Annotated in this window: 12 protein-coding genes; 1 reads left to right on the plus strand and 11 read right to left on the minus strand. The window is 68.2% G+C overall.

What is annotated here, in order from left to right; translation table 11 throughout:
* Positions 1-8 precede the first annotated feature (8 nt).
* The 7 genes from ACZ3HV_RS07045 to ACZ3HV_RS07075 form a co-directional block, all read right to left on the minus strand.
* Positions 9-2,582, minus strand: a complete 2,574-nt coding sequence (locus ACZ3HV_RS07045; RefSeq protein ID WP_465681756.1) for a glycoside hydrolase family 3 N-terminal domain-containing protein — start codon at positions 2,580-2,582, stop codon at positions 9-11.
* A gap of 88 nt (positions 2,583-2,670) precedes the next feature.
* A complete protein-coding gene (locus ACZ3HV_RS07050; protein ID WP_465681758.1) occupies positions 2,671-4,125 on the minus strand; it encodes a ketol-acid reductoisomerase in 1,455 nt (484 codons plus the stop codon).
* 75 nt (positions 4,126-4,200) lie between these two features.
* The gene (locus ACZ3HV_RS07055) at positions 4,201-5,292 is read right to left on the minus strand and encodes a Gfo/Idh/MocA family protein (RefSeq protein WP_465681760.1); all 1,092 of its coding nucleotides are present in this window, start codon (positions 5,290-5,292) and stop codon (positions 4,201-4,203) included.
* Positions 5,285-6,061 carry a ThuA domain-containing protein gene (locus ACZ3HV_RS07060; protein ID WP_465681762.1) on the minus strand — a complete coding sequence of 259 codons (777 nt, stop codon included), beginning with the start codon at positions 6,059-6,061 and terminating at the stop codon, positions 5,285-5,287. Before ACZ3HV_RS07060 ends, ACZ3HV_RS07055 begins: the two co-directional genes overlap by 8 nt.
* Positions 6,062-6,078: 17 nt before the next feature.
* Entirely contained in the window at positions 6,079-6,894 is an 816-nt protein-coding gene (locus tag ACZ3HV_RS07065) for a carbohydrate ABC transporter permease (protein WP_465681764.1), read from the minus strand.
* 10 nt (positions 6,895-6,904) lie between these two features.
* Positions 6,905-7,855: a carbohydrate ABC transporter permease gene (locus tag ACZ3HV_RS07070; RefSeq protein WP_465681766.1), complete on the minus strand. Its 951-nt coding sequence runs from the start codon at positions 7,853-7,855 to the stop codon at positions 6,905-6,907.
* A gap of 4 nt (positions 7,856-7,859) precedes the next feature.
* Positions 7,860-9,095, minus strand: a complete 1,236-nt coding sequence (locus ACZ3HV_RS07075; RefSeq protein ID WP_465681768.1) for an ABC transporter substrate-binding protein — start codon at positions 9,093-9,095, stop codon at positions 7,860-7,862.
* Positions 9,096-9,258: 163 nt separating this feature from the next.
* Here ACZ3HV_RS07075 and ACZ3HV_RS07080 point away from each other — a divergent pair, with 163 nt between their 5' ends.
* On the plus strand, positions 9,259-10,314 hold the full coding sequence (locus ACZ3HV_RS07080; protein ID WP_465681770.1) for a LacI family DNA-binding transcriptional regulator: 1,056 nt from the start codon (positions 9,259-9,261) through the stop codon (positions 10,312-10,314).
* Here ACZ3HV_RS07080 and ilvY read toward each other — a convergent pair.
* From ilvY to rplM, 4 genes are read right to left on the minus strand one after another with little or no spacing between them, the layout of a single operon-like run.
* On the minus strand, positions 10,238-11,065 hold the full coding sequence (gene ilvY / locus ACZ3HV_RS07085) for an HTH-type transcriptional activator IlvY (RefSeq protein ID WP_465681772.1): 828 nt from the start codon (positions 11,063-11,065) through the stop codon (positions 10,238-10,240). The genes ACZ3HV_RS07080 and ilvY overlap by 77 nt on opposite strands.
* 6 nt (positions 11,066-11,071) lie before the next feature.
* On the minus strand, positions 11,072-12,418 hold the full coding sequence (gene glmM / locus ACZ3HV_RS07090; RefSeq protein WP_465681774.1) for a phosphoglucosamine mutase: 1,347 nt from the start codon (positions 12,416-12,418) through the stop codon (positions 11,072-11,074).
* 7 nt (positions 12,419-12,425) lie between these two features.
* Positions 12,426-12,947 (minus strand): 30S ribosomal protein S9, encoded by a 522-nt coding sequence (gene rpsI, locus ACZ3HV_RS07095; RefSeq protein WP_465681776.1) that lies wholly within the window; start codon positions 12,945-12,947, stop codon positions 12,426-12,428.
* Positions 12,948-12,983: 36 nt separating this feature from the next.
* On the minus strand, positions 12,984-13,427 hold the full coding sequence (gene rplM / locus ACZ3HV_RS07100) for a 50S ribosomal protein L13 (RefSeq protein ID WP_360364053.1): 444 nt from the start codon (positions 13,425-13,427) through the stop codon (positions 12,984-12,986).
* Positions 13,428-13,514: the final 87 nt, after the last annotated feature.

Consider the following 13,514-nt stretch of genomic DNA (forward strand, 5'->3'; position numbering starts at 1 on the left):
TGCAGGCGTCAGAGGTGGAAGGACAGGTCGGCGACCACGGGACGATGGTCGCTGGCGGCAAGCTCCGCAGGTACGGCGGCCTGCCGGACCCGCAGGCCCGTGCCGACGGCGACGACGTCGATCCGTTTGACCGGGTCGACCGCCGGATACGTGTTCGGACCGCCGGAAGTGGAGCCGGCAACGGTCCAGGCATCGGTGAGCCGGGTCCACAGCCCGGCGAGCTCCGGGGCGGCCGGGTCGGCGTTGAAGTCGCCGACCAGGATCTGCAGATCCTTGCGCCGGTCCTGGGCCAGGATCTTCGTCGTGTCGCCGACCTGGAGCGCCCGGACCGACGGGTCCGCGCGGTAGTCCAGGTGCGTGCAGTACACGTGCACCCGGCGGCCGCGGACGTCGATCTCGGCCTCGAGGAACCCCGGCGCGAGTGCGGGCACCGGGTTCGGGTCCTGGGTGGACAGCCGGGTGATCGGATGGTTCTCGGTCCGGACCAGCGGGAACCGGGACAGTACGCCGACGCCGTACTGCCGGCGCGGTTGCCCGGCCGACGGCGGGTCGAGATCGTAGATCGGCGCGAACCCGGCGTACATCCCGAGTTTCGCGGCCAGCTCCGCGATGGTGTCGCGCCACTGGCTGCGGGCGTCCCAGTGGACGTCGACCTCCTGCAGCCCGATCACGTCGGCATCCAGGGCCTTCAGAGCCTGCGCGGTCCGGTCCAGATCGAAGACGTTGTCCTCGCCGGCACCGGCATGAATGTTGTACGAGGCAACAGTCAGCCGGGTCTGCCGTGGGTCGAAGGTGAGCCCGTGCCCCAACGGGTGCAGGGTCTCCGACGGATCGGGGTGCGCGGGGATCGCCACCGGCAGCTTGCCGGCCGGCGCGATCTCGCCGTACAGCACCTTGGCGAGCGCCGCCATCGACACGGCCGCGGTGCCGTACGTGGCCAGCGTGGTCTGCGCCGACGCGAAGTACGCGACGTCGTACGGATCGCGGACGGCGACCACGATCACCGGACGGCCGGTCGCGAGCAGGCCGTTGACGAGCTTCTGTTGCTTGGCCTGCTTGTCGGTGACCTCGGTGTCCCAGGCCTTGTTCGTCAGGACGACGGTCAGATCAGCGTCCCCGGCCGCCGCCAGAGCGTCGTCGATCTTCGCGTCGGTCGGCGTCGTACCGGTGTCCTTGACCACCGCGGTCGCGCCCCGGTCCTGCAACGCCGTACCGAGACCGGCCGGGCTGTACCCGGCGACCAGGATCTTTCGCGGGGCCGGGGACAACGGCAGCAGTCCGGCGTCGTTCTTCAGCAGGGTCGTACTGAGGTCGGCGATGCGCTGGGCATCGGCGTAGTTCGCCGCCGTGCCGACGACCTTGGCGACGCGGGTCAGGTCGACGTACGGGTGGTCGACGATGCCGGTCGCGAGCTTCAGCTTCAGGATTCGCTCGACGCTCTGATCGATCCGGGCCTCGCTGATCCGGCCGCCGCGGACCGCGGACAGCACCGAGTTGTAGGCCAGCCCGGGGTCGACGGGCATCAGGAGCTGGTCGACGCCGGCCTCGATCGCCCGGAGCGGGATCTCGGCGTCGCCGTACTTGTCCCGGACGCCCTTCATCCCCAGGGAATCGGTGATCACGACTCCGTCGAAGCGCAGCTGCTCGCGCAGGATCCCGGTCAGGATCGGCCGGCTCAGTGTCGCCGGATCACCGGACGGGTCGAGCGCAGGGACCACGATGTGCGCGGTCATGATCGAGTCGATGCCGGCCCGGATCGCGGCCTCGAACGGCGGCCGGTCGATCCGCGTCCACTCCTCCAGGGAGTGATCGATCACCGGGATGCCGGTATGGCTGTCGGTCGCGGTGTCGCCGTGCCCGGGGAAGTGCTTGGCGGTCGAGACGATCCGCCCGTCCCGCTGGTACCCCTTGACCTGCGCCGCGGTCAGCTCCGCGACCAGAGCGGGATCGGACGAGAACGAGCGGACGCCGATCACCGGGTTCAGCGGGTTGACGTTGACGTCGGCTACCGGCGCGAAATCGGTGGTGACCCCGACGGCCTTCAGTTCCCGGCCGCCGAGCCCTGCCGCCAGCCGGGCGTACTGCGCCGACCGGGTCGCGCCGAGCGCCATCGCGCCGGGGAACTGGGTCGCGGGTGGGCCGACCCGGAACACGACGCCGTACTCCTGGTCGGTGCTGATCTGCAGCGGGATCCCACTGTCGGTCAGCGACGCGCTCTGGAGGCCGTTGGACAGCCGGGCGATCTGCTGGGGGTCCTTCACCGAGTCGGTCCAGGCGAAGTAGATCACCCCGCCGAGGTGGAACTTGCGCACCACGTCGGCCGGCGTCGCGACGCCGTACAGGCTGGTGTTGCGCGCGTCGGCCGTGTCCGCCGTCGGCCCGTAGGCGTAGCAGACGAACAGCTGGCCGACCTTCTGCTCCAGCGACATCCGGCGCAGGGTCTCGCGGACCCAGCGGTCGGTGCCGGCGTGGGCGGTCGTCGTCCCGGCGATCGAGGTACCAGCAACAGAACCGGCAACGGCGGCCGCCGCGAGTCCGAGGGATTGGCGTCGGGTGAGTCGAAGGGGCAGCGGGGCAGGCATGGGCGGATCCCCCATCAGTAATTGAATTACAGGCACTCCCCCGCCACCCGAAAGTTACCCACCACGCCCACGGTGGGTCAAGGGCCAACTACACCGAGATGTCGACCGAGGGACGCAGGACCGCGGCCGCGGCGAGAGCTTCGTGAGTCGGGTTGTCCAGGAAAGCTTTGACCAGGGTCGGGTCGGCCGGGTGGTCCAGGCCGGGGAGGGCAATCTGCTCGTACGCCGCCTGGAAGCGCGGGCCCCAGCGACGGGTCCCCAGGCGGGCGGTGCGGGAGCAGTTGTCGACCATGTAGGCGACGTCGCGGGCGTGCATGTACGGCAGCAGCGAGTCGACCGCCTCGATCACCGACTCGTTGACGATCTCCGACCAGGCGTGGCCGCGCTCGGCGAACTCGTCGACCTGCGCCATCATCGTCGCCACGAACAGCCCCGCGGTCAGTGGATCGATGGTGGCCGGCGCCGAGTCGCGGCGGGCACGAACCTCCGCGCCGTACGCCCACATCGGGCTTCCGCCGATCTCGGTCATCGGCCGGGACGCGAGCCGCCGGTCTGCCAGGATCACGCTGCGCAGCTCGGTGCCGTCGGCAACCTCGTCGTAGATCTCGGCGACCAGGTCCCGGGCCGGCCCGTAGGCGGTGCTGTAGGCGCGATCGAACAGGTCCTGGTCGGTGGTCGCCGCACGGACGGCGGCCAGGCCGGACTGCGAGATGGTGCGCGCGATCGGACCGGTGATCGCCTCGGTGGAACGCTCGTACGCCGTCACTGGGTCGGCCCCATCGAGGCGGAAGTGACGGTAGAGTGCCTCGACCAGCCCGTGCACCGCGCCGAGCAGGATCGCCCGCTCACCAACGATGTCGGACAGGTACTCGTCCCGCAGCGTGGTGGCGAACGTGTACGGCGATCCGAGCCCGATCGACCAGGCGAGCGCGCGATCCGTGGCACGACCGTCGGGGTCGGCGTGGACCGCGATGCTCGCGTTGATGCCGGCACCGTTGACCGTCGCGCCCTGCTGGTACAGTCGCCGGACCGAGTCGCCCATCCCCTTCGGGCAGACGGCGATCACCGGATGCCCGGCGGGGAAGTCGCTGCCGATCGCCGTCAGGTGCCCCAGCAGGAAGCCGTGCGACAGCCCGATCGCGGCTCCGGGCTTGAGTACTTCGAAGATCTTCGCGTGCTCGGCCGCCAGCGCCGCGTCGGCGATCAGCAGGATCACCAGGTCGGAGGCCGCCGCCACCTCGAGCCAGTCCCCCAGCGTGCCGTTCGCCTCGGTGAACCCGTGCTCGCGCGCATCGTCAGCCGACGAGGATCCCGGCCGCAGTCCGACCGACACGGTCACGTCGGTCCCGGCCAGCGAGTCACGCAGGTTCTGGGCTTGGGCGCTCCCCTGCGGCCCCCAGCCCAGCACACCGATCCGCCGTACGCCGTGGAACGCCTGCGGCAGCAACGGGAACAGATCCCGCCCACCACGCACGATGGTTTCGGTCCCGCCCGGCACGGTCATGGTCTCGGTCGTGAAGACCGACGAGGTGAAGGTACTCATGCCTCCAGTCAACGGGCGGTGCGGACGTTGCAGCAAGCGCAACCTCCGCACCGCCCCGTTGCAGGAGCTGAAACGCTAGGGTTCCAGGCCGACTGCCTTGAGCGGGCTGGGCCACGCCTTGAGGGCCGCGTGCAGGGTGGGGTCCTGGACGGTGGCCAGGGCCTCGGTGTGGGCGTCGGTGATGACGTCCGCGATCCGCACCGGCGTACCAAGCGAAGCCGAGCGTACGGCGGCCTCGACCATGGCGACGCTGATGACGTTGGAGTGCACCTCGGACTGCGGAACGGTCGACTCGCGGACCGCGGCGACGAACTCGACCAGCGAACCGGCGATCTGTTCGGGATCGTCGACGAGGACAGCCGGCAAGGCTTCACCGGTCGCGAGTTCCGCGACGGGCGGGTTGTCTCCGTCCCAGGTCGCCGTACCGCCTGAGGCACTCGCCCGCCAACTGCCGTTCCAGGATGTCTCCAGCCCCGGCGCGCACCAGCTGCCGGTGAAGGCGAAACGGGTGCCATCGGCGAACTGGAAGATGGCGGAAGCCGCCGCGTTGCCGTCGAACCAGCTCCAGTCGGGGTTGTACGACTCGCAGTAGACCGACACCGGCTCGGAGCCGATCAGCTTGCGGGACAGGTCGAACTGGTGAATCGCCATGTCGACCAGCAGCGGTTCGGCCATCCGCTCCCGGAATCCACTGAAATGCGGGGCTTTGAAGAACTCGCACGACAGCGACCCGATCGTGCCGAGCTCGGCGAGCTGCCGGCCGAAGGCGGCCCCGGCCCGGAAGTAGCGACGGGACTGCGAGACCATCAACAGCTTCCCGCTCACCTCCGACGCCGCGACCATCGCCAGGCACTCCCGGACCGTCTCGGCCAGCGGCTTCTCGCACAGCACGGGAAGCCCACGCAACAAGGCATCCACGCTGACCTTGGGATGCGCGACCGGCACCGTGACGTCGATGACCGCGTCAGCGCCGCCGGCGAGCTCGTCGATCGACGTCGCCACCGGGACGTCGCCGAATCCGTGCTCGTCGGCGGCCGCCCGGGCCACGTCCACGTCGAGGTCGATCAATCCGACGAGCTCGACCTCCGGATTGTCGGCGATCGTCCGAAGCCAGGCGCGGCCCATCCCGCCCGCGCCGACCTGGAGAAGGCGCAAGGGGTCAGGCATCCGCCGGCTCCTCGATCGGTCCGGTGTACCCGTGACCGTTGAAGAAGTCGCCGCTCTCGTACCGCAGCAGCGTCGGAACGGCGCGCTCCGGCCGGTCCGACATCGCCCACGCGACCCCGTTCGCGATCACCTTGCGGACATCCTTGTGGTGGTACACCGGGTAGTCCTGGTCGCCGGGTGAGAAGTAGAAGATCTTCCCGTGCCCGCGGCGGAACGTGCAGCCGGACCGGAACACCTCGCCGCCGGAGAACGACGACACGAAGATCAGTTCGTCCGGGACCGGGATGTCGAAGAACTCGCCGTACATCTCCTGCTGCTCGATCTCGATCGGGTGCGGCACGCCCTGCGCGATCGGGTGCGTCGGGTTCACCGTCCAGACCAGCTCGCGATCGCGCTCACTACGCCAGCGCAGGGTGCACGACGTACCCATCAGCTTGCCGAAGATCTTCGACCAGTGACCGGAGTGCAGCACGACCAGGCCCATACCCGACAACACGTGCTGGTACACGCGTTCGACCACCTTGTCCTCGACCTCACCGTGCGCGGCGTGACCCCACCACACCAGTACGTCGGTCTCGGCCAGCACCTCCTCGGTCAGTCCGTGCTCCGGCTCGTCGAGGGTCGTCGTACCGACCTTGGCCTCGTCGCCCAGGTTCTCGCTGATGCCGGCGGCGATGGTGCTGTGCATGCCGTCGGGGTAGATCTCGGCGACGTGCGGCTCGACCTGCTCGTGCCGGTTCTCGCCCCAGACGAGTACACGAATCGTCATAGTCAATCCTTAGAGAGTTATTTGACGGCTCCGCCGATGGCACCGGCGGCGATGTACTTCTGTGCGGCGACCAGCAGCACGATGGCCGGGATCGCCGAGAGCACCGCGGTCGCCATCACCGCGTTCCAGTTCTGCACCTGGGTGCCGAGGTACTGGTAGATCCCGAGCGTCACCGGCCGCACGCCGCCCTTGGTGGTCAGCGTCAGCGCGAACAGGAAATCGCTCCAGGAGAACAGGAAACTGAACAACCCGGCGGTGATGAGGGAGTTCTTGCTGATCGGCAGCACGATCGCGACGAACGCACGGAACAGCCCGGCACCGTCCACCCGCGCGGCCTCCACCAGCGACGGCGGCAGCGACATCATGAACGAGCGCAGGATCAGGATCGCGAACGGGATGCCGCTACTGCAGTTCGCCACGATCAGGCCCGGGATCGAGTTCAGCAGACCGATGCGTTCGTACGCCGTGTACAGCGCGTTCGCGATCACGATGCCCGGAATCATCTGCGAGATCAGGATCGCCAGCAGCCCGACCGAGACCCAGCGCGACCGGAACTGCGAGAGCGCGTAGGCGCACGGGGTCGCGATCGCCAGGCTGAGTACGACGGTCCCGGCCGCGATGATCATGCTGGTGACGAGGTTCCCGCCCTGCTCGTCGAGGGCCCGCTTGTAGCCGCTGAACGTCGGATGCAACGGGAGGAAACCGGCGGTCAGCGTGTTCCCGGACGGCTGCAGCGAGGCGTTCAGCATCCAGTAGACCGGGAACAGCATCACGGCCAGGATCAGTACGCCGATCACGGTGTAGACCGCACGACGGACGGTGGAATCTGTCATCGTCGTACTCCTATTCGTCGATCGCGCGGCGGGTGCTGCGCAGGTAGAAGATCGCGAACAGGAACGAGATCGCGATCAGGATGTTGCTCAGGGCCGCTCCCTCGCCGAACCTGAAGTCGATGAACGACCGCTCGTACGACTGCGTCGCCAGCGTCTGGGTGGCATTGGCCGGACCGCCACCGGTCAGGCCCAGGATGATGTCCAGCACCTTGATCGTGTAGACGACACCGAGCATCAGCAGCACACTCGCGACCGCCCGCAGGTTCGGCCAGGTGATGTACCAGAACGCGCGCCGGCCCGTGGCACCGTCCAGCTGCCCGGCCTCGTAGAGCTCGTCGGGGATCTCGGCGAGACCGGAGTACAGCAGGGTCACGTTGAACGGGATGCCGATCCAGATGTTCACCCCGATCACCGCGATCAGCGCGACCGACGGCGAGTTCAGCCACGGCACCGGCTCGCTGATCAGGTGCAGCCCGGTCAAGGTCCGGTTGAGGATGCCGCTGTCCTGCTCGAGGATCGACCGCCAGGTCGCACTCGAGACGATCAACGGCAGCAACCACGGCAGCAGCAGGAGGGATCGCAGGACGCCGCTGAGCGGGAAGCGCCGGTGGAAGAACAGCGCCAGCGCCAGCCCGATGGCGAACTGGAAGATGATCGAGCCGATGGTGAACAACGCGGTGTTCACCATCGCCTGCGAGAACAGGTTGTCCGTCACGACCGCGCTGTAGTTCTTCAGCCCGACCCACGGTGCGTCGCCGGTGAAGAAGGTCCGCAGGCTGTAGTCCTGCAGGCTCATCACCAGGTTCTTCACCACGGGGTACCCGAACAGCGCGAGCATCGCCAGGGCGGCCGGCAGGACGAACAGGACCTTGGTCAGATCCTCACCCCGGTGGCGCCGGGACCTGCGTGCAGGTCCCGGCCCGGTCATCTCCGACGTGCGGGTGAGCGTCGCGTGGGCCATGAGATCAGCCGCCGGAAGCCTGCTTGAAGGCGTCCTGGGCCGAGGCCTTACCGGTCAGCGCCAGCTGGATCGCCTGGTAGATCACCTTCGCGGCGTCCGGCCACTTGTCGCCCAGCTTGCCGGTCCGCGAGCGGGCGGTCTTGACCTGCTCGGTGAAGGCCTTCATCGAGGGCACTTCCTTGACGTACTGGTCGAGCAGCGCGGTCTTGGTCGGTATGGTGAACCGGGCCTTCGCCCACGCCAACTCGTTCTCGTCCGAGTTCAGGCATTTCACGAAGTCGGCGGCCTTCTGCTGCTTGGCCTGGTCCTTGTTCAGCGGGACCGTCCAGGCCTCACCACCCAGCGGCGCGACCGGTGTCTGATCCGGCTTGTTCAGCGGGAACTTGACCACGTCCCACTTGACGTTCGGGGCCTTCTCCAGCGCCGGGATCTGCCACGGGCCGTTCACCATCATCGCGGCCTTGCCGGCCACGAACTGGTCCTTCGCGTCACCCTGGGTCCAGTTGATCACGCTCTTCGACGCCGAACCCGACTGCACCAGATCCACCCACAACTGCAGGGCTTCCGCCACCTGCGGGCTGGTCAGATCGGTCTCGTCGCCGCCGTTGGTCCACATCGCCGGCAGGAACTGCCACGAACCTTCGTACGTCGCGTTGGCGTTGAACGCGATGCCGTAGCGGCCGGGCTTGGTCAGCTTCTTCGCCGCCGCCTTCAGCTCGTCCCACGTCTTCGGCGGCTGGACGCCGGCCTCCTGCAGCATCTGGGTGTTGTAGAACAACGCGATCGTGTTCGTCACCGGCGCCAGTCCGTAGAGCTTGCCCTGGTACGACGTCGCGTCGACCATGCCCTGAATGACTCCGTCCCCGGTCAGGCCCATGTCGTTCAAGGGCGCCAGCGCGCCGGTCGCGGCGATCTGCTGTACGTCGGGGTTGTCGAGCATCAGGACGTCCGGCAGCGTCTTCGACGAGGCTTGCTGCAGCACCTTCTGGATCAAGGTGTCACCAGGCACCGTCTCCCGCTGAATGGTGATGCCGAGCTGACTCGCGCACGAATCCAGGCCCTTCTGCACCAGCGACTTGTCCGGGTCGTTGTTGTAGTAGTCCAGGATCGTGAGGCTCTTGACGGTGTCACCTGACGAGGACGACGCCGAGCCGCCGCCACCGTTGCCGCCGCAGGCGGCCAGCACGAGCGACAGCGTCGTCGCACCCGCCAGCGCAGCGGCGATCCGCTTGCTGATCATGACTTCGGTCTCCTTCGATCAAAGCGCTTAACCACGTGCTGTGGAAGATTGCCTGGCACTTGCTCTGAGGGGCGGTAAACCGCTTAACTGAGGTGTCCAAGGACTATGTTCCTTGGGTCACACTGCTGTCAAGAGTTCAGAGGGGACGGATCCGATGGTGACGATGCGCGACGTTGCTGACCGTGCTGGCGTGTCGATCGCGACCGTGTCCTTCCTGCTGAACGACAAGAAGCCGGTGACGGCCGCCACCCGGGCGAAGATCGAGCTGGCGATGACCGAGCTCGGGTACCGCCGCAACGTGGTGGCCCGCGCGCTGGCCAGCCGGCGTACGCACATCATCGCGATGGCCTACCCGGCGCTCGACCACAAGTTCGGCTTCTCCGCCGCGGAGTTCTTCACCAGCGCCGCCGAGGCGGCCCGCAAACAGGACTACCACCTGGTGCTCTGGCCGGTCGGCAACGACGGCACCGAACTGACCGAGCTCGTCGGCCAGGGCCTGGTCGACGGCGTCGTACTGATGGAGGTCCAGCTGGACGACCCTCGCGTCACGATCCTGCAGGACACGGGTACGCCGTTCGCGATGATCGGGCGAACGAGCTCGCTGGAGGGCCTGTCGCATGTCGACATCGATTTCGACCGGACGGTCGAGGACGCGGTCGAGCACCTGTACGAACTCGGCCATCGCAAGCTGGTGCTGATCTCGGGCAACCTCAACGATCCCCTGTTCAGCACCTACGGCCCGTACGTCCGTTCCGAAGCCGCCTATCGCCGGGTCGCCGCGGAGTACGGCCTGGAGACCGTCGTGATGGAGTCTGCCGGATCGACCATGGCGGGTCAGGAAGCGATGGCCGCCCTGATCCGCGACCACCCGGACACCACTGCCGTCCTGATCGTCAACGAGTTCGCCGCGCTCGGCGCCGTGGCCGGCCTGAACCGCCTCGGCCGGAAGGTCCCCGCGGACATCTCGGTCCTTCCGTTGCTGATGGCACCGGAAATGGCGGCACTCACGAACCCCGAGCTCACGATCATGCGGACGCCCGGTCCGGAGCTCGGTCAGCTCGGCACGGACGCTCTCATCCGCCAGCTGGAAGGCGCCGATCCCCTGCCACCGCAGCTGGTTCCGGCGAAGCTCTACCCCGGCGCTACGGTCGCAGGCCCCAAAGGGCGGCGATCAAAGGGCGGTGGAGGTCGGCCCGCCGCGCGCAAAGCCCGATCGTAAGAGGTTCCAGATCCGCGGGCAGTTCCACCACGCGCTCGCGCACCGCCGAAGACTCCAGCACGAGCCTCGGCACCACGCCCGTCCCGCACCCGAGCGCCACCAGCGCAAGCAACGCTTCATGTCCATCCGGCTCGGCCGCGATCACCGGCTTCACTCCGGTCTTGCGAAACCAACGGAACGCCGCTTCTCGCACCAACCCACGAGCTGGTACGACGAACGGACCATCCGGCTCGCTGTTGGCGGCGCTGACGAGCACCAGATCAGTGACGGCCAGCGTCCGAGTCACCATGCTCTGCGGCAGCCGCTTCGGAATGCCGGCAACCGCCGCATCCACCTCGCCCTCGTCCAACCGCGCCAGGGCGGCGGCCGCATCGCCGGTGCGGATGTCCAGCCGGATCTGCGGATGCGCTTCCCGCAGCGGCGCGAGCAGATCGGGCAACAGTGCCTGGCAGGCGGTGACGGTCGCGAAGATCTTCAGCTCACCAGCCAGTTCGGCGGGCTCACCGCCGCCGGCGCGATAGTCGTCCCACAGCTCCAGCGCGCGCTCGGCGTACGCCGTGAACCGCTGACCATCCGCGGTCAGTACGACGCCGCGCGGGCCCCGGTCGAGTAACCGGGTGCCCGCGCGGGTTTCGAGTCGTTGGATCGTCCTCGTCAGCGTGGCTGCGCTGACATGACACTCCAGGCTGGTGCGTCCGTAGTTGAGCGTGCGAGCCAGATGCAGGAACAGCTCCAGCTCACGATGCTCCACGGGTGTTTACAGCTTCAGTGCAGTGGCGACCACGTCGGCGAGGGAGTGGGCGATCTCGTGCGCGGTGTCCGAGGACTCGGCTTCGACCATGACCCGGACCAGCGGCTCGGTGCCGGAGGGACGAAGCAGGACGCGGCCGGTGTCGCCGAGCCGGATGGTGGCTTCGGCAACCGCGGACTGGACCGCCGGGTCGTCGCCGGCGCGGGACTTGTCGACGTTCTTCACGTTGACCAGGACCTGCGGCAGGCGAGTCATCGCACCGGCCAGATCGCTCAGGCTCTTGCCGGTCTGGGCGAGCCTGGCGAGCAGCATGACCGCGGTCAGGGTGCCGTCGCCGGTGGTGGCGTGGTCGGACAGGATCACGTGCCCGGACTGCTCACCGCCGAGCTTGTGGCCGCCGGCCTTCATTGCCTCGAGCACGTACCGGTCGCCGACCTTGGTCTGCTCGACCGCGATCCGCTCCCGGACCATCGCCTGGACGAAGCCCAGGTTGCTCATCACGGTGGCGACCACGGTGTCGTTGGACAGCCGGCCGCTGTCGCGCATGGCCAGCGCCAGGATCGCGAGGATCTGGTCGCCGTCCACGAGCTCGCCGTTCGCATCCACGGCCAGGCAGCGGTCGGCGTCACCGTCGAGGGCGATCCCGAGGTCCGCCCGGTGGCCGATCACCTCGCGCTGCAGGCCCTCCAGGTGCGTGGAGCCGCAGTTCAGGTTGATGTTCAGTCCGTCGGGTGCGGCGGCGTACGTGATCACCTCGGCACCCAGCCGGCGCAGGGCCTCGGGCGCGGTCTGGGACGCGGCGCCGTTGGCGCAGTCGATCACGACCTTCAGGCCGTCGAACCGGTTCGGCGCGGAGCGGACCAGGTGCGAGACATAAGTCTCGAAGCCCTGCCCGTCGTCGAACACGCGACCCACGGCCGCGCCGGTCGGGCGCTGCCACTCCTCGCCCATCCGGGCCTCGATCGCGTCCTCGATCAGGTCGTCCAGCTTGATACCGCCGCGCGCCAGGAACTTGATGCCGTTGTCCGGCATCGGGTTGTGGCTGGCCGACAGCATCACACCGAGATCGGAACCGGTCGAGCCGGTCAGGTACGCCACGGCCGGCGTCGGCAGCACGCCGAGCCGGACGACATCGACGCCTGCGCTGGCCAGACCGGCCACCACGGCGGCTTCCAGGAACTCACCACTGGCACGCGGATCCCGCCCCACAACGGCGCGTGGCCGGTGCCCTTCGAAGGCACCGGCCTCGCCGAGTACGTGAGCTGCCGCGACCGAGAGGTCGAGCGCCAGCTCCGCGGTCAGGTCCACGTTCGCCAGGCCACGGACTCCGTCCGTGCCGAACAAACGACCCATCAGATAATCAGCGCTTGCTGTACTGCGGCGCCTTGCGGGCCTTCTTGAGACCAGCCTTCTTCCGCTCCTTGATCCGCGCGTCGCGGGTGAGCAGACCGGCCTTCTTCAGACCCGGGCGGTTCGCCTCCTCGTCGGCGGCGTTCAGGCAGCGGGCCACACCGAGCTGCAGCGCACCGGCCTGGCCGGTGATGCCACCGCCGTTGATCCGGGCGATCACGTCGTACGAACCCTCGAGGCCCGCGACGACGAACGGCTCGTTCACGTGCTGCTGGTGCACCTTGTTCGGGAAGTAGACGTCCAGCGGCTTGCCGTTGACGGTCCAGTTACCCGTGCCGGGGACGAGACGCACACGCGCCACGGCCTCCTTGCGGCGACCGGTGGCGCCGGCCGGGTTGATCACCGCGACCCGACCCGTCTCGGCGCGCTGCTCCGGAGTCGGGTTCGTCTCGGAGGTGTAGGCGACCGGGCCCTCGCTGTCGATGGGGACCTCGGGGTCGAGTTCTGCGGTATCGGTGGTGATGTCGCTCACGCTGTGAATCCTCGTTTACCTGGCTCGTCGATCGCTCTACTGGGCGATCTGGGTGATCTCGAACGGCTTCGGCTGCTGGGCCGAGTGCGGGTGCTCCGGACCGGCGTACACCTTCAGCTTGGTGAGCAGCTTCCGGCTCAGGCGGTTCTTCGGCAGCATGCCCCAGACAGCCTTCTCGACGGCCTTACGCGGGTCCTTGTCGAGGATCTCGCCGATCGGCGTGGCCGTCAGACCACCCGGGTGACCCGAGTGGCGGTACGCCAGCTTGTCCGTCCGCTTGGTGCCGGACAGGGCGATCTTGGAGGCGTTGATGACGACGACGAAGTCACCGCCGTCCACGTGCGGCGCGAACGTCGGCTTGTGCTTGCCACGCAGCAGGGTGGCGATCTGGACGGCAAGCCGACCGAGCGTGACGTCGGTGGCGTCGATCACGTGCCACTCACGGGTGACGTCAGCAGGCTTCGGGCTGTACGTGCGCACGGTCGTTGACCTTCGTTTCTCAGAGGTTGACAAAACTGGTACGTCGGCGAGCGGTCCGCCGACGCGGCTGTGTGCAGGTAACGGACC

The sequence above is a fragment of the Kribbella sp. NPDC020701 genome (assembly GCF_055562215.1).

What these genes read in the sequence shown, in the direction of transcription:
- ACZ3HV_RS07045 (WP_465681756.1), bottom strand. Translation starts at nt 2,582, where the DNA reads ATGCCTGCCCCGCTGCCCCTTCGACTCACCCGACGCCAATCCCTCGGA.
- ACZ3HV_RS07050 (WP_465681758.1), bottom strand. Translation starts at nt 4,125, where the DNA reads ATGAGTACCTTCACCTCGTCGGTCTTCACGACCGAGACCATGACCGTG.
- ACZ3HV_RS07055 (WP_465681760.1), bottom strand. Translation starts at nt 5,292, where the DNA reads ATGCCTGACCCCTTGCGCCTTCTCCAGGTCGGCGCGGGCGGGATGGGC.
- ACZ3HV_RS07060 (WP_465681762.1), bottom strand. Translation starts at nt 6,061, where the DNA reads ATGACGATTCGTGTACTCGTCTGGGGCGAGAACCGGCACGAGCAGGTC.
- ACZ3HV_RS07065 (WP_465681764.1), bottom strand. Translation starts at nt 6,894, where the DNA reads ATGACAGATTCCACCGTCCGTCGTGCGGTCTACACCGTGATCGGCGTA.
- ACZ3HV_RS07070 (WP_465681766.1), bottom strand. Translation starts at nt 7,855, where the DNA reads ATGGCCCACGCGACGCTCACCCGCACGTCGGAGATGACCGGGCCGGGA.
- ACZ3HV_RS07075 (WP_465681768.1), bottom strand. Translation starts at nt 9,095, where the DNA reads ATGATCAGCAAGCGGATCGCCGCTGCGCTGGCGGGTGCGACGACGCTG.
- ACZ3HV_RS07080 (WP_465681770.1), top strand. Translation starts at nt 9,259, where the DNA reads ATGCGCGACGTTGCTGACCGTGCTGGCGTGTCGATCGCGACCGTGTCC.
- glmM (WP_465681774.1), bottom strand. Translation starts at nt 12,418, where the DNA reads ATGGGTCGTTTGTTCGGCACGGACGGAGTCCGTGGCCTGGCGAACGTG.